Annotated in this window: 12 protein-coding genes and 4 pseudogenes; 1 reads left to right on the forward strand and 15 read right to left on the reverse strand. The window is 48.6% G+C overall.

Translation table 11 applies throughout. The annotated features are described in order from the left end of the window. Nucleotides 1–137: 137 nt before the first annotated feature. From MN084_RS12915 to MN084_RS12985, 11 genes and pseudogenes are all read right to left on the reverse strand, one after another. A complete protein-coding gene (locus MN084_RS12915; protein ID WP_241086107.1) occupies nucleotides 138–1547 on the reverse strand; it encodes an ATP-binding cassette domain-containing protein in 1410 nt (469 codons plus the stop codon). 27 nt (nucleotides 1548–1574) lie between these two features. Further along, the gene (locus MN084_RS12920; protein WP_330178086.1) at nucleotides 1575–2354 is read right to left on the reverse strand and encodes a cysteine peptidase family C39 domain-containing protein; all 780 of its coding nucleotides are present in this window, start codon (nucleotides 2352–2354) and stop codon (nucleotides 1575–1577) included. 170 nt (nucleotides 2355–2524) lie between these two features. Beyond that, nucleotides 2525–2986 carry a transposase gene (locus MN084_RS12925; RefSeq protein WP_241086105.1) on the reverse strand — a complete coding sequence of 154 codons (462 nt, stop codon included), beginning with the start codon at nucleotides 2984–2986 and terminating at the stop codon, nucleotides 2525–2527. A 41-nt stretch (nucleotides 2987–3027) separates the two neighbouring features. Continuing rightward, nucleotides 3028–5556: an Ig-like domain-containing protein gene (locus MN084_RS12930; RefSeq protein WP_330178087.1), complete on the reverse strand. Its 2529-nt coding sequence runs from the start codon at nucleotides 5554–5556 to the stop codon at nucleotides 3028–3030. A gap of 324 nt (nucleotides 5557–5880) precedes the next feature. After that, nucleotides 5881–7213 (reverse strand): annotated as a pseudogene (locus MN084_RS19810) (TolC family protein). A 363-nt stretch (nucleotides 7214–7576) separates the two neighbouring features. Further along, nucleotides 7577–9748, reverse strand: coding sequence for a bifunctional GTP diphosphokinase/guanosine-3',5'-bis pyrophosphate 3'-pyrophosphohydrolase (spoT, locus tag MN084_RS12950; RefSeq protein WP_241086103.1), 2172 nt, complete (start codon nucleotides 9746–9748; stop codon nucleotides 7577–7579). Between the two features lie 85 nt (nucleotides 9749–9833). Continuing rightward, nucleotides 9834–10103 (reverse strand): DNA-directed RNA polymerase subunit omega, encoded by a 270-nt coding sequence (gene rpoZ, locus MN084_RS12955; RefSeq protein WP_241086102.1) that lies wholly within the window; start codon nucleotides 10101–10103, stop codon nucleotides 9834–9836. A 209-nt stretch (nucleotides 10104–10312) separates the two neighbouring features. Beyond that, nucleotides 10313–10927, reverse strand: a complete 615-nt coding sequence (gene gmk, locus MN084_RS12960) for a guanylate kinase (RefSeq protein ID WP_241086101.1) — start codon at nucleotides 10925–10927, stop codon at nucleotides 10313–10315. Nucleotides 10928–11490: 563 nt separating this feature from the next. Further along, nucleotides 11491–11989: pseudogene (locus tag MN084_RS12965) on the reverse strand (IS3 family transposase); the annotation flags it as partial. 30 nt (nucleotides 11990–12019) lie between these two features. Continuing rightward, a pseudogene (locus MN084_RS19815) lies at nucleotides 12020–13337 on the reverse strand (IS5 family transposase). A 100-nt stretch (nucleotides 13338–13437) separates the two neighbouring features. Continuing rightward, nucleotides 13438–13660: pseudogene (locus MN084_RS12985) on the reverse strand (IS3 family transposase); the annotation flags it as partial. Nucleotides 13661–13689: 29 nt separating this feature from the next. Between MN084_RS12985 and MN084_RS12990 the strand changes: the two are divergent. Then, complete coding sequence (locus MN084_RS12990) at nucleotides 13690–13830, forward strand: transposase (protein WP_241086098.1); 141 nt, start codon at nucleotides 13690–13692, stop codon at nucleotides 13828–13830. Nucleotides 13831–13991: 161 nt separating this feature from the next. Here the strand turns inward: MN084_RS12990 and MN084_RS12995 are convergent, their stop codons facing one another. The 4 genes from MN084_RS12995 to MN084_RS13010 all read right to left on the reverse strand — a co-directional run bounded on the left by MN084_RS12995 (nucleotide 13992) and on the right by MN084_RS13010 (nucleotide 16348). Further along, a complete protein-coding gene (locus MN084_RS12995; protein WP_241086097.1) occupies nucleotides 13992–14492 on the reverse strand; it encodes an ATP-binding protein in 501 nt (166 codons plus the stop codon). A 219-nt stretch (nucleotides 14493–14711) separates the two neighbouring features. Beyond that, nucleotides 14712–15335, reverse strand: coding sequence for a hypothetical protein (locus MN084_RS13000; RefSeq protein ID WP_241086096.1), 624 nt, complete (start codon nucleotides 15333–15335; stop codon nucleotides 14712–14714). Beyond that, the gene (locus MN084_RS13005; RefSeq protein WP_241086095.1) at nucleotides 15332–16015 is read right to left on the reverse strand and encodes a response regulator transcription factor; all 684 of its coding nucleotides are present in this window, start codon (nucleotides 16013–16015) and stop codon (nucleotides 15332–15334) included. Before MN084_RS13005 ends, MN084_RS13000 begins: the two co-directional genes overlap by 4 nt. Before the next feature lie 9 nt (nucleotides 16016–16024). Beyond that, nucleotides 16025–16348, reverse strand: coding sequence for a PepSY domain-containing protein (locus MN084_RS13010; RefSeq protein WP_241086094.1), 324 nt, complete (start codon nucleotides 16346–16348; stop codon nucleotides 16025–16027). Between the last annotated feature and the right edge of the window lie 21 nt (nucleotides 16349–16369).

The raw sequence follows: 16369 nt of genomic DNA on the forward strand, positions 1-16369 counted from the left end.
TCATTAACAATTCGTTCACCCCAACCCTTTCCAAAATAGATAGTGTGATTATTCGCATCTTTGTCACACGGGAATAGTAGATATTACATTGACACCCCATCATCTCCGAAGAAAGTCTGAAGCGAGAAAATTACGCTTTACTCAGTTTTTGGAATAACTATCTTCCTCGAACTCAGGGCCGCCAATACCTTATCTTTTGGCCCATCAATCACGACCCGTCCGCCATCGAGAACAATGATTCTATTAACCAGCGTCAATACAGAGTAACGGTGGGTTACCAACACCAGAGTTCTACGATTAACAAGACGTTCAAGGCGCTGTTTCAGCAACTCTTCTCCCTGGGTATCCATGGAGTTTGTCGGCTCATCGAATAGAAGAATTCCCGGAGCATGAAGAAGTGCGCGCGCCAGTGCAACAGCCTGACGCTGCCCCCCTGATAATCCCTGCCCCCGCTCACCTATATTTTTATCATAACCTTTGGGGTCCTGCCGGATAAAGTCATCCACACCGGCGAGGCGTGCCGCCTGCAACACCTCTTCATCTTGCGCATGGGGGGACCCAATACTGATGTTATCTCTGATCGACCCCATAAAAAGAAAGACATCCTGGGGAACACTGCCAATGTTGCGCCTTAAATCTATCGGGTCGATCTGCCTGATATCCGTCCCATCCACCAATATAGAACCTGTATTTACAGGATAAAGATTGAGCAACAGCTTTGTTACTGTGCTTTTCCCCGACCCCACTCTACCGATAATGGCGACACGCTCTCCCTCTTCAATAGTAAAATTAAGGTTATTCAGAGCAGCCATCTCTTCACCGGGGTAAACAAAAGAAACATCGCGAAACTCGATACTCCCTTTTAGCTTTGGCCGATGAAGAAAATCCGCTTCATCCAGGCGCTCAACCGGCTGTTTCATTACACGATCAAGCCCTCGCAATGCAGACATCGAGCGATCCAGCCGCACAAGAATTCCCGCAATCTGAGAAAGTGGAGCCAGTATTCGTCCATTGAGAATTACCGCGGCAAACATCACACCCATGGTAATCTCACCTTCCATTGTGCGAAAAGAGCCATAGACCACCAATATCACAGTAGAGAGCTGTATTATCATTGCTGTGTAGTTGATGGCCAGTTGGGAGAGCAGCCTGGAGGCTTGCCCATATTTTGATGTGATGCCGACACTGTTTTCCCATAGTTGGCGCATTCGGCCATCGGCACGTACACTTTTGATCGTTTCCAGTCCGGTCACTGCCTCTATCAGGGTGCCGTGCTTTATCTTATCTTCCACCTCCACCACTGATTTCTTCACTATATTTCTGAGCGGTATCTGAACCAGAAGAACACCAACCAGCATCAGAGGAATCGTTAACAGTGGGACATAGGCAAGCGGCCCACACAGCAGCCAGACAACGCCAATAAACAAGAGAGAAAATGGAAGATCTATCAGTGTCGTCAATGTCGCCGATGAGAAAAATTCACGCAGTGATTCAAACTCACGCAATTCACTCGCAAAAGCCCCGGATGAAAGTTTGTTCTCTCCCATTCTAATGTTCAGCACCTGATCAAATATCTAGTTGGCTAATATGATGTCGGCCTTTTTTCCCGCCACATCGATAAAATAACCACGTAGGGTTTTGATCAGGAACTCAAAAAGATAGACCAGCGTTACACCACTGGCCAAAACCCAAAGCGTCTCAGTTGCATTGTTGGGTATAACACGATCATAAACATTCATTATGTAGAGCGGACTGGCCAGGACAAACAGATTGATCATCACCGACGCGATGAGCACCTGGGAATAGGTTTCTGCACTTTTAGCCAGTGTGCCCCAGAACCAGTTTTTCCCCCTGTCTATCTCAACTCTCTCCCGTTCAGAGCCAAAACGATAATCGGGACGGACGAGAATAGCATAACCAGTATAGAGCGCTTCCAATTCGTTGCGACTTATCTGTTGAGTTCCCTCTCCTATCTCAGTCAGCACAACTTCAGGGTCACCCGAGTCAGTATAATCAAGCAGAACGCAAGCCCCTTGTCCCTCAAGGATCAGCACGGCCGGCAACAAAAAGGATGATAGCTCTTTCAGCTTCCGTCGAACCACTCGGGCATTCAAGCGCACCCGTTTGGCCGCACGTATGAATAACCGATGATCAAACTCTTTTTTCGTTTCAGGAAGCCCCGCCTTAAGCACGGCAGGAGAGTATGGACGTTTGTAATAGCGAGTCAAAAATGCAAGCGCAAGTAAAAGAGGTGGGTGCTCTTCATCAACGTTCACGTCAAGGTGCGGAGGAACCTTCTCCTGATAACTGTCATCGTCGTTTACCGGGTGTTCGACGGAAACCGCTTCATTCACTTGGCAACACTCCATCATTCTCGAAGCAGAAGATTGCAAACGTTCTTGCAGGTATTATTATGCAGGACAGGAACCGCTTCCTCATGCTCGAAAAAACAGGCGGGGGTTCTATCCTTGTTTTGTAGCACAGTCAACTTTTATTAAATTCTAAATCATTTTACGAATACCTTTTACCCGCCGCACCAAAGTAGAGAGGCATTATTCTGATAATTGGAGCACAGAGATGAATCTGACTGCGGCAATGCGCAGCGCACCCGATCCCGTTCTTTCAGGTACTCACGATATACCCAAACCGTTCTGACATCGGGTACATTACCCTCCGGACTCAGCCCAAGAAAACGACAAAAACTATAGCTATCCTGTATTTGGAACTCTGTTTGATCATCGGACAGATTGAACAAATGCTGTAGGACCAACATCTTGAACATCAGTACCGCATCGCAAGGTGGACGCCCGCCTTTACTGGGATTACTGTTTTTGTAGAATGAGCCCGGCAATACCCGAAAAGCCTCCCATCCTACGGTCCTTTCCAGCTTTGGCAGCGGATCTCCCAGTTGCTCAAGGAATTCAAGTCGGTCTTGATGATCAAAAAACTCGGTTGCATGGCTTTTATCAACGGTTGAGTTGGTCACTATGTTTATCGCTGGTTTTGGAAGGTTTTTAGGGGCTCCCTTTACATAACAAGGAGATTATTATTAGTCTCCAGATCGGCAAGCGTAGTATCAACACCTTGCAGGGTGATAGAAATATCGTTGTAACTGGAGCCTCCTGTGGTGCCATTGGAGTCAATACGGATAACGGTATCATTAGCAGATTTTGTTACCTGCAGGAAATCACTCAGGTTACTGTTGCTGTCATACCCCACCAGCAAATCCCTCAGATCAAGGACATCCCCCTCTGTGTCGTCGGTTGCACTGAAATCGGTGATGGTGTCGTCACCGTCATCGCCGTTGTAGACAAAGGTATCTTTACCGCCACCGCCGGTCAGGATCTCATTGACGTTAGTACCGGCTAGCCTGTTTGAACCCACATCACCTGAAATTGGGCCTGTTGTGTCGATAGTGATTTCAGTAGCGCTGCCGTCACTGCTGTTATTGCCAGCCACATCCCTGACAACGGCTGTAACTTCATAGCTGGTGCCATCAATGAAGCTACCGAGAGTAGTGCCTGCTTTTGGTGTTGCACTACCGGTATCGACGCGCCATCTGCCATCGCCATCTACAGAGACATTCTCGTAGGTCGCGCCATTGACAGTAACCGTCAAAGCTTCGCCCGTGGCCAATGCACTATCGCCTACCATCCCAGTAATCACCGGCGTGGTATCACTGCCTATCAAACTATCAACAGTTGGTGCCATAACAGGAGCAAGGGTATCAACCTGATGATTTTTCAATAGCTTAGTACCAATAGTTTTACTCACCTCATTACCGGCTAGGTCCGTAAGTCCTCCCTGGTCAAATGCCAAACTATTCGCTTTTACACTAATACCATTTCGATCAAACAAGCCATCTTCTGTTAATTTATCAGTAGTAAAGGTGACTGTCTCGCTACCGGCAACCTCGCTGAAGGCAAGACCTGATGGCAACATCGTCATAGCTGGCGTTCCAGCCGCGCCGGAAGAACGCATCCACACACCAACTTCATCTGGACTTGAAGCAAATCCGGTCGATGAAGTTGACAATTCCCAATACCATTCGCCTGTTGGAGCACCATCTATACCCGCCTTGGTAATGTGATATCCACTATCTTGTCGTGCCCAGGCATACCAAACATCACCATTAACATCCGTCATTCTGTAAACAGCTTTACTTGTGTCGACCATCGATGTATTGCCAAAGGGATTAAAATCTCCGGAAAACGTTAACTGCCCAACTTCTTGACTCGTAAGCACCTCCCAGACAGTACCTGCAAATACGTTACCTACACTACTGTCTGATAGCGACAGGCTGTGACGTACCCTGGCCGCAATCTCCACTTGTGTGCCATCTGTTTTATCTATAATCAATGTTATTTCGGCACTCTTACCATCGGCCAACGCCATTTCTTCATTGAATTTTAATTGCACAGCAAGCTGACCATTTTTACCAGTGAATATTGTAGTTTGCGGATCAATAATTTCTGTTAATGATGGTGCCGTTATACCCAATTTGATATCGGTTGCATCACTCGCCGCACTGGCATTGCCCGCCGCATCGGTAACCGTCGCGGTAATGGATTTATCACCATCGGCACCCAGGTCTGCTTTAGCAACTTTGATCGTTGCCTTGCCTGCGGTGATATCCGCCGCAGTCACGCTGCAGGCACTGCCGAGATCGGCACCACCGAGCTTGAGTTGAATCTCGTCTCCGGCGACCATGCCGGTTGCCTTAACCTCCAGGTTGATACCGTCTTCATCCTTATTGACCAGTTTATTTTCGCTGGATACAACCTCGATGCCCGGTTGACCAGGTGCCGCTGTGTCAAGCGTGATGTCGATTGCTTCACTCGCCGCGCTGGTATTACCCGCAGCATCTGTCGCCTTGGCTGTGATGCTGTGGGCACTGGCACTGGCAGCCAGATTAACATCCTTACTAAAATCGCCATTGCCACCGGCTATGACTGTACCCAGACTCTTCGTGCCATCAAACAACTCGACCGTACTGCCCGCTTCGGCCTTGCCCGTAATGGTTAAACTATCGGTAGTTTTGGTTATGCCATCGCTGTTACTGCTGCCGGTATCATCCGCTGATGAAAGTGCCAGGTCAGATGGTGCTTCGGGTGCGGCGGAATCGACCACTGTCACACGTTCAGTCTCTGTGGGTTTCTTGGTGCTTGCTGAATTTCTTCCGCTATCTTTTTTACTGCTACCTACTATTGTGGCATCACGCTCATCGATCAAAGTTACACTTGACTCAGTTGCGCTGAGCGTCTCTTTCAGCCTGCTGGCCCCAGACAACACGGCCACTTCTTCATCGCCTGAGCCCGGCTTTTGATCATCGCCTACGGCTGTTTCTCTGCTAAACTCAAGCTGGTCCAGTAGGCTATTAATCGAATCAACTATCTCTCCACCTGCAAATTTCATTTCAGGTGCATTATTCGGTTCTCCCTCTATGACAAGCCCGACATACCCCTCCAAAACTATTACTGCACCATTCGGCAGGATAAGCATCAGGTTGTCGCCTTCGACCGTAACAACCACATCGTTTTGAGCTATATCCAACACCCATATTAAATCACCAAGCTTAATATTGACCTTAATATGATCACCGCTGTGTACCGCAATTATTTTACCATTAATTGCAATTGATGCCGTGTCGGATGTTTTTTTATGATGTCAGCCATATCGGTAACCTTATTGAGAATGCTTTAAGGAGCCTCTGAATTAATTTTGGATTGGATGGATGAAGAGTTGAAATCTTCCGGATCAAGGCGAAAATTGCCGGTAACACTGGCTATTGCCAAGCGTTTTCAGCGCAGAGCCGGGAGGTTTCAACCGTCAGACGTCGATTCATGAATTGATCAGAGGCTCCTTTATATTTTTCGCCTACTACCTTGGATGCAGTCTCTTACTAACCTGTATGCTTACGCCTTTTTGAGCATACAACGTTTCCAGCAACACTCCCTGAACTGCACAGATCTCGTAAACAGCCTGCTTCTCTTGATACTGTCCTGAGATGTAAGTCACTTGTGATTGATGAGTTTCTATACTCCGGCTGAGGAGATCACTGGCACTTAGTCCTCCCATCTTAAACTGCAGACGAGCTCTTGCCATTGCTTTGGTTGTTGCCTTTAGGTTCGCCTCCAGCAAGGGTAGACGATTACGTGCACTTGTCAGTCCCTGTATGCTTTACGTGCGGTCAATGTTACAGAGCGTCTATATTCACTCTGTTTCATTTTTGCAGCACTCTCATACTCTTTTGCCTGTCGCACCTGTGATGTGCTCGCCTTACCGTTAAACAGGTTGTAATTAAGACGAAGCATGGCTGTTAAATCGTTATTTTTACCTGCTACACCGTCAATACCCTTGTCTCTTGTAGCACCGAGTTCAAAATTAATTTTCGGGAAAAATCCTGCTTTTGCCGCACCCATCTCGGCTGTAAAAGCCGAGACACCGTATTTCATAGATACTATCCCGGGATTTTTCTCCAAGGCGCTTGCCACTAGCTCCGCCTCGGTTTCCGGTAGTTGAATTCCAGCGATTAAAGGAGATGACATCTCAGCCGATGGAAACTCACCCACCACCTCATAATAGCCTGCTTCCTCTACCGCCAAGTTACCCTGAAAATGCTCCAGTTCAGCCTGTCCCAGTGCCAAACGTGCCTCGGCAAGAAACTGAGAATTACCGGCAGATACTCCTGAGCTTGCACGCCGCCTGATCAGCTTCAACAGCTCCTTGTGTCTCGTGACGTTGTTTTTTGCCTGATCGACCAGCTGACGTAGCTTCAACACATTCAGATATGAGCGTGTCACGCGTAACCCAACTATCTCCCGCTTTGATAAAACCTCACTTTCTGCCTCATTTCGTCTTGCCGTTGCAGCACTGACCGCGCCGCCAGTACGCCCCCATCATAAAGAAGCTGAGTCAGCCTAATACTGGCTTCCCGGCGATTCTCCCAACGATTATCGATCGACTTAGTATCGGTATTTTCACGGCCGATCCCCACGCTGAAATCAACTAAGGGGTAGTAGCCGGATCGGGCAACATCTACTTCTGCGTCAATTGCGCGCTTGGATGCGTTTATACGCCCGATTGCCGGATGTGTCTCCACCGCTTTATGCACTGCATTCTCCATGCTCTCTGCCAGCACACCCTGTCCGCATGATCCCCCCACCAGGACTATAGGCAGTAAAGTTAGTTTCATCCAATTTGGAAGTTGCATTTTGTTTTCCTGCTATGTTCGTCTTTCTAGATTGACTTTGGCGCTATTTACGTTAATTAACGCGCAAAGGTTGTATGTTGATAACGTGCAAAGGTTGGTTTCAATCCACTCAGCACTGCTCCGGGGTATCGCCTGCGTCTTGAAGAAGCGCCAAAGAGAGGCAGGAACTATATTCCTTTATAAAAATGGATAATATTCTTATTTCCATATAAACGTAAAGGAAATTTATTTTTCTGCATGCTATCTGACTTGCATTTGTCAGATTCGAAAAAACGAGGGGGAAATAGGGGAATAATATCTGGACATCAGGAGGTACAAACAGTGGAAGGTCTTAAATAAGAGGCTACTGAGGAGATAGCGGCATTATCCGTCCATGCGATAGATACGCATCACTACTTTCAGCATACGCAATCGCCGCATGATATTTGCCACATGCTTGCGGTCATCCACTGTCAGGACAAAGTGGAGTGTGGAGGTAAGTCCATCCCGCTCTTCCATACTGATATTTTCGATGTTCGATCCCATTTCGGATATTGCCGAGGCGATAGTGGCTAGAGAACCACGTTTATTGCCGACCTCTACTTTGATTTCTGTGGTGAAGTCACCGGCGGGCTCTTTTTCCCACTGCACATCCAGCCAGCTGTCACTCTTGCGGAAATCACCAATATTCCTGCACTCGTGACGATGCACGACAATGCCTTTGCCCGGGCTAAAAGTAGCTACAATTTCATCACCAGGAATTGGGCGGCAACATTTTGGGTATTTTACAACCATCCCCTCTGTGCCTTTGATCGCCAGGGGCGGAGCATTACTGTAGATGTCGCCAGCAAGATCCTTCGGCATCTCGGTCTCACTATCCACCAGCCGTCGCGTCACAAGCAGGGGCATCCGATTGCCAAGGCCGATCTCTTCCAACAGATAGTCCAGACTCTTTAAACCAAAATCCTGCAGTAGGATATCCATCTTCTCTGCGGCCACCTGCTCCAGCTTGAGATCATAAGCACCAAGCTCTTTCTCCAGCAGACGCTTGCCAAGGTCGATCGCTTCCTGACCACGCAGATTCTTCAGATAACCCCGGATATTGGACCTGGCTTTAGCCGTTACTACAAAACTGAGCCAGAAAGCGCTGGGATTTGCAGATGGCGAAGTGATCACTTCAACCGTCTGCCCGCTATGCAACCTAGTGCGCAAAGGTACCATACGCCGGTCCACTCGGGCGGCAACGCAGTGGGCACCGACATCAGAGTGAACCGCATAGGCAAAATCGATCACTGTTGCCCCTTTGGCCAATACCATGATCTTGCCTCTGGGGGTAAATACATAGACCTCATCCGGGAACAGATCGAATTTGACGTGCTCAAGAAACTCTATTGAGTCTCCCGCTCCTTTTTGCAACTCCAATAGGTTTTTCAGCCAATCAGAAGCGCCCGCCCGCGCCAGATTATCCTCATTCTCCTCAGATTTATAGAGCCAGTGAGCAGCAATGCCCGACTCGGAGAGGTGGTGCATATCCTCGGTTCTTATCTGGATCTCTATGGAGATGCCGTGAGGGCCGAACAGCACAGTATGGAGGGATTGGTATCCATTGGCTTTGGGTATGGCAATGTAATCTTTAAAACGGCCAGGTACCGGGTTGTAAAGATTATGCATGGAACCCAATATCCGGTAACAGGTATCCTGCCTATCAACAACGATACGGAATGCATAAACATCCACCACTTCGTGAAAAGAGAGTTTCTTGTCACGCATCTTCCTGTAGATACTATAAAGGTTCTTCTCCCTGCCGCCCACTTCACCAACCAGTCCTTCTTGTTCCAGCCGACCACGAATCGCCCGTTCAATATTACCAAGCACCTCTTTGCGGTTACCACGCGCCGTCTTCACTGCTGCCTTGATAGCCTGATAGCGCACTGGCCAGTAGGCGGCAAAACCCAGCTCTTCGAGTTCGATCCGGATGCTGTAGATGCCCAGGCGATTGGCGATTGGCACATAGATTTCAAACGTCTCCCTGGCGATACGGCGGCATTTCGCCGGGCGCATAACACCCAGGGTACGCATGTTGTGTAGCCTGTCGGCCAATTTAATGAGGATTACCCGGATATCCTTGGTCATTGCCAGCAGCATTTTGCGGAAACTGGCTGCCTGAGCTTCGGCTCTGGAGCGGAAATTGATCTGTGTCAGCTTACTGACACCGTCTACCAGTTCTGCGATCTCATCATCGAAAGCTGCAGCAATCTGCCCTTTACCTACAGAGGTATCCTCAATGACATCATGAAGGATAGCCGCCATCAGACACTTGTGATCAATCCGCATGTCGGCAAGGATGCGGGCAACGGCCAGGGGATGGTAGATATAGGGTTCGCCACTCAGGCGACTTTGTCCCTCATGGGCTTCAGCACTGAAGATATAGGCACGGTAAACCTCCCGTATCTGATCAGTCTTCAGGTAGGATTCAAGATAGACACAGAGGTCACTGATTAAAAAGCGTGGCTTATTGGCATCTTTCGAGGAGCAACTAGCAACCGGTTTAGTCATTGCGCCACCCGATAACCGACTGTCGCAGCAATGAGCTATCTGCCGACCTGGGTTTTAGAAGAAAGGTTGCCGGTTTGGGCATCCCTCAGCCAGCATCGAACCCAGTGCCGACGGCGAGTCCCTCTTCGAGTGACGCTCTATCGATCTCTGCCTGTTTTGGTGGGTTGACCACCTCATCGTCGACCAAGCCAGCTGCAATCTCACGAAGCGCCATAACGGTGGGTTTGTCATTCTCCCACTCCAATAACGGGCCAGCACCATTAGCCAGCTGACGGGCACGTTTGGCCGCTAAAAGTACCAGATCGAACCGGTTATCAACATGATCAAGACAATCTTCTACGGTAACGCGGGCCATCAGAATACTCCGAAATATTTACCCCCCGCACCTGCTTTGCCAAGGGTAAAGATAAAAATAAAAATAAGGGCTGCCCTAGTTAATCTGGCTAAAGTTTAGCTTTAACCCATTATTCGGTTGTTTTAACTAAATCTTTTTGGATCACTATTATTAAATCACCATTCACATTCCTTCAAAAAGAGATGAAATAGTCAACGGATGATTATAGCCTAAGCGAGCAGAGCTGCCAACTGGTGTTGGAGCCGCTCCCGCTGAACTGACTGCCTGAACCGCTGCCCAAGGATAACCGATCGAAGCTCCTCTAGGGCCTGATTGAAGTCGTCATTAACGATGATAAAGTCATACTCCCCATAATGAGACATCTCGTCTCTGGCATCACGCATCCTGCGCTCCACCACTTCAATACTGTCCTGGCCACGACCACTCAGTCGCTGCCATAAAGCCTCCAGGGTAGGGGGTAGAATGAAGATGGAAACCGTATTAGGCATTCTTTCACGCACTTGGTGTGCACCTTGCCAGTCGATCTCAAGGACCACATCATCCCCCCGGTTAAGCTGGTTTCGAATACCCACCTCCGAGGTACCATAATAGTTATCGAAGACTTGGGCATTTTCCAGGAAGGCGCCCTGCCTGACCAAATCGGTAAACTGCTCCAGATCGACAAAGTGGTAATCCACACTATTCTTCTCTCCCGGTCGCATTGGGCGCGTTGTATAGGAAACAGAGACCTCTATCATCTCTTCTGTTTTCAGTAACGCCTTCACCAGACTGGTCTTTCCCGCACCAGAGGGTGCGGACACAATAAATAAGGTACCTATAGTCATGCTCTTCTCTTCGTGGTTTTCCGGTTACAAGCCATCTGAAATAAGGTGATCGATTTTATCACGCCAGAGGTATGAGGTTAATACGGCAACACCCTTGACTGGATGTCATCACCCCGGACACCTAAGGTAATTCGAAATCCGGTGGCTTGTTCTGGTGTTGTCGCCACCACACTATGCCCGAGGTAGCGAGATCAAACCAATCCACTTTGTACATCAGGCGAACATTTTCTTCTCCAGTAACAGTCCGTAATGTAACTATATTCATCCGAGGCAACGAAATAAATTTCGACAAAAAACAAACGCTAAAGTCCTTACGCCCCTTGCCGCTACAGGAAGGACCAAGGATAGATATTACAAGCCGTGAGAAGAAAATAGATAACGACCTTAAGGGAACCCTAAAAACCCGACAAAGGCCAATAGTCTCTAGCAAATCCGGAGAGCCCGTTATCTTCACGCCGGCCCTGCCTTACCCAACGCTACGTACCCGTCGATTGGCCTGCTGGGCAAACACATGCTCAACTCGAGCCCAAACTCTTAATCGTTTTCGATATAGTTTTGCATAGTTAAAGTGGCAAACCCCTAGTTCTATAGACATCCAACAGCTTCTCTAATACCCTTCTTTCAAATTCAGCAGGTGATAGCCCATTATTAAATCCATGTCGCCGCTTTGAGTTATAAAACATCTCAATATAGTTAAATATATCTGCCCTTGCTACTTCACGTGTCGGATAGATCTGCTTTCTAATGCATTCGGTTTTTAATAAGGAAAACAGGCTTTCAGCAACGGCATTGTCATGGCAAGTTTCCTTTCCGACTCATACTGCATTCCAGGTTGTGTTCTGTCAGGAAATCCTGCCAGTCCCTACTGGTATATTGATAGCCCTGGTCTGAATGTATTAATCCCTTCTGTTTAGGACGCCCTTGCCAAACAGCCATCAATAAGGCGTCCATAATGATCTCGATAGTAATTCTCGGCTTCATCGACCAGCCAATGATGCGCCGTGAGTATAAATCTATGATCGCCGCCAGATATAACCAGCCCTCATAAGTGCAAATATAAGTAGTCGATCCTGAAATATTCATTCTAGGCACTTAATAATACTGTTGTTTCTGTTTTGCAAACAGGAACAACAGTATGGACATGATATTTTTCAGCACAAAAAGAACCTCCCTCATCCATTTTCTGAAGTTGAAGGCAGCCGCCGCCATAAGCAAGTTAATCTGATCCCCGGCAAAGCCTTTAAGAAAGTTCATTTTTAGCCTGTGGTCACTCTTTAAGTGACCACAGGCTCAATGCCAGCTCGTCTTCTGAAACGTTTTCTGGCTAATGCCATGGCTTCTTCTGAGGTATTCTTCCTAGCAGGCTTTGGCGTTACTATCTGGGTGTCATTAACCTTTGATTTGCCCCGGTAACCTCGATCAGCAATACCCACTTTGGGTACTCGATTGATGAGACGTTTCACCTGTGCCAAGACCTCAGGTACGGTGTGACCATCAAATACATTCTTCTCAAAAGCCAGGGCACCAATCACAATGCCCGCGTCCCTTGTGGTGGTGATTGATGCCTTGGTGCCAAACTCATAACGCTGCTGGGCCTTGCCTTTGCTCATACAGTAAACATGAGGTTCATGTAGGCTGTACAACTTGTTTTTATCAGCACGCTTCTGATTCAGCATGCGCTGGTACAGGGCGAACTTTTCTGCATAGAATTTCTGTTGTTCTCCGGTCATCTTACGCTGTATTTCACGCAGTAATCAGCCGCTGATGGTCTTTAATCGCTTGACGGCCTTACGTGCCTTTTTACGATTCCTCGGATGTGTGGCAAATCGGGTGGGGAGCTTGAGAATTTTTACTTCCTTCTCATGGCTTCGACTGAGCACGATACCTTCTGCTCGGGCCATCTTGAGTAACTGCCCGTGTATCTTTCGGTACTGCTTTGCATCAGTTGGAAAGGTAATGTTTTTCTCTTGTACGGTAGTGTCGATACACATTTCATCTTCGATCGCCTTTTCTTGATGTAAGGCGATAGAGGCAGCCAGGACCTTTTCAAAACCTTCTTTGCCAATACGCTTTCTGAAGTAAGTCAGGTCGGAGGGGTCACAAGGAAGTTGCCATTGGAATTCGATCTCACCCGTAAAACTCTGGTAGCAGGGATTTTGTATCCAGCGTTGAATCAGAACCTCGTCACTGAGGTCTTTCAGATGCTTGAGTATCGAGAGATCCACCATTAGGCGTATGGGTTTTGAGGGCTTTCCAAGATGAGAATAAAGCGGGCAAATTTAGCATCAAAATATGACCAGTCTATCTGTCTGGCCAGTAGCAAAAGTGGATGCTTGGGGTTCAGCTGATCCAGTAAGTTCTGGTGTAGGAAACTTTGCTGGTTGGGATTGGCTGTCTTGGATTTGCTCAATTATCCACCTCTGTTTCGTCCAGTTTTTCTCTGCTTTTACCCCTTTCCGGACGCTTATTTTATATAAATTATTGCGTTATGAATATTTCAGGGTCGACTAAGTAATGTCAGTTGCCCACACCTGATTAGGCCCTGCAGTAACGAATTCACGATTCAGTGTATTCGGCGCTATGTGGGCCGGTTTGCCGCCTTTAAACCCAGGGTGACGCTTGTATCCTCTCTGAGATCGAATCCTTTCGGTAGACATGATGCGATAAAACACGATTTTTACCGCAATGTTCATCCAGGTCCTTTAGATCCTTGCTGATATTGCGATAGCCATAGTCTCAAGCCAGGACTGTTTGAGGGAATATTGAACGCTGTTGTTTTGGAAGTAAGTAATGGTCCGGCAGAAGATTTCAACAGCCGAATTAAGATGACCAAGGTGCGTAGCGGAGGTTTTCTCAACAAGGAACGGTTGCCAATGCGATCTACCTCCACCTTGGAGGGCTGAATCTTTATCCTGAGGGGGATGGTTGGGTGATACTTACCCGCTCGATTAGGCGAATAGCCCTTTTTTGCATGAGCCATGGCCGCTTTATCATTGGGCTAAGGAAATTCCATTTCACTCCTGGCAAGCGAGAAATTGGGCACAAGTACAAGCGACAGAAATGATCACAAAGGCAGCCAGAGAAATATCCTGTTCCCTCCCAGCTCACTGGACAGGATCCTAAGTTCGCCTCCATAAAGCCGTATGATCTGATCAGAGACACTCAAACCTATCCCTTGCCCAGGCTGCCTTTCATCCGCACGCCGGCCACGTTTCAGCACATTCTGCCGCTCGGATTCGGTGATACCCGGTCCATCATCATCAATAGATATCTGCAACTCTGAAGCTGACTGATTCACTTTAGCCCTGACAACTACTTTCGACCGACCGTACTTGAATGCATTTTCCAACAGATTACCCAGGAGCTCCATCAAATCACCTTCATCACCGGAGAAAACGATCTCTCCGGCCACTTCGCTAATACAGTTGATCTGTTTCTCCTGATACACCTTATCCAGAGTACGCAGAAGACGGTTCACAACGGCAGCAACCGGTGTAATCTGAGCCAGACCCTGACGCCCCGACGCGGCAGCGCGCTTGAGCTGATACTGGACGATATCATTCATCCTGCCAACCTGCTCGTTGACGCTCGCAGTCAAAGCAGTAGCATCATCACCCCCAGCAGCGCCCTGCAACACTGTAAGCGGCGTCTTCAGACTGTGAGCCAGATCGCCCAAGCTATTCCTGTAACGCTCCTGACTAGCCAGACCACTTCGGATCAGAGAATTGATATTGCCTGTAAGGCCCTGAAGCTCCTTTGGGTAACGGCCTTTGAGTTGGTCAGATTACCCTGACTCAATCCGTTTCAAACCACTCGAGACTTGTCGTAGCGGGCGCAATCCCCAGCTCAGCACTAGTCCCTGGAGCATGAGCAAGATGACTGAAACACCACCAAGCCAGACCAGCAGCGATTCTCTGAAAGTAGACACCTGAGCTTGGATTGCAGCATCATTTTCGGCGATGGCAAAACTGTAGGAGAGTTCTTTACCTGCATCATCTTCCCAGAGAAGCCCGAAAACCAGTAAATAAAACGATCCGCCAGCCGATTCCTCATAGCTAAAACTGTGACTACCTGCCTTAACAACTTCGAGTGGTTTGACAGGTCGGCCCACCATGGAGAGGGAGTGCCATCGGTAGTTACCATCCTCTCCAAGAACCCAGGCATATAACCCTGAATCGGGGTTGGAGAAACGCGGGTCAGGCAGGCTACCAGGAAGCCGCATACGTCCTTCAGTGTCTGTTTTTGCCGCACCCAGCAGTGCATAGACATATCCCAGCAGGCGCTCCTCGGCTGCCCGCTCAAGGCTATCGCTGAAAGCCTTGTCCAAAGCAAAACTTCCCAGCCCGAGAAAAGCCACTAATGCCAGAGTGACAGCCAGCAACAGCCTTAAATGGATTGACGGCATCAAATCTTGTTCCGATCTAAATTGAAGCGGTAGCCTCTCCCCCGTAACGTCTCAATGGGTTGGAGCGTCCCATCTGGATCCAGCTTCTGCCTCATGCGTCTTATGAAAACCTCAAAAACATTGCTGTCGCGATCAAAATCCTGCTCGTAGATGTGCTCAGTCAACTCAATTTTGGAGACTACTGCCCCACTGTGCAGCATCAGATACTCCAGGACTTTATATTCATAAGCGGTCAGTGAAACAGTCTGGCCATTAAGCACCAATGATTGCGCCGCCGTATTCAGTTGAACAGGACCACTTTCGATGATTGGGCTGGCATAGCCAGCAGAACGGCGTACCAACGCATTCAGCCGGGCCAGCAACTCTTCGGTATGAAACGGCTTGACCAGATAATCATCAGCCCCCGCTTCCAAACCTTCAACTTTATCCTGCCAGTTACCCCTGGCAGTCAAGATCAGAATGGGGAAGGAAAACGCCTCTGCCCTCAGCTGGCGAATCAACTCAATACCGGACAGTTTGGGTAGTCCAAGATCAATAACAGCGATATCCAGCGGGTATTCCCGTCCGAAATAGAGCCCCTCTTCGCCATCCTCGGCAACATCAACGGAATACCCCTTGGCGGTTAAATGGGACTGCAGTTGTTCACGCAGAGGCGCTTCATCTTCGACCACGAGTATCCGCATATCGATCCCTTAGCGGCGTTTGGGTCGTGACAAGAGACGACCGGTGCGGGCATCCACACGATACCGCTGTACCTTGCCGCGCTCAGTGATGATCCGGATATCGTGAACCGGCGTATCATCCCGGTTCGTTGTCTCGGCAGACAGGACACGGCCGCCGGTACGCTCACGCAGCCTTGAAACAGAACTATCCAGCCCCTGGTACCCCCCGCGTCCGGCACGCTGGCTTGCCCGGCCATCATCCCCGGATGAGGAGTAACGCTGAGCGGCCACCGGCAGACTGAGCAGCAGCCCACCGAAGATAACACCTGTCAGAATCCACTGTTGGCGGTTCACAGCCAATCTCCTATAGTAATC

This window comes from Candidatus Vondammii sp. HM_W22, from assembly GCF_022530855.2.
In the GTDB taxonomy this organism is placed as follows: domain Bacteria; phylum Pseudomonadota; class Gammaproteobacteria; order Chromatiales; family Chromatiaceae; genus Vondammii.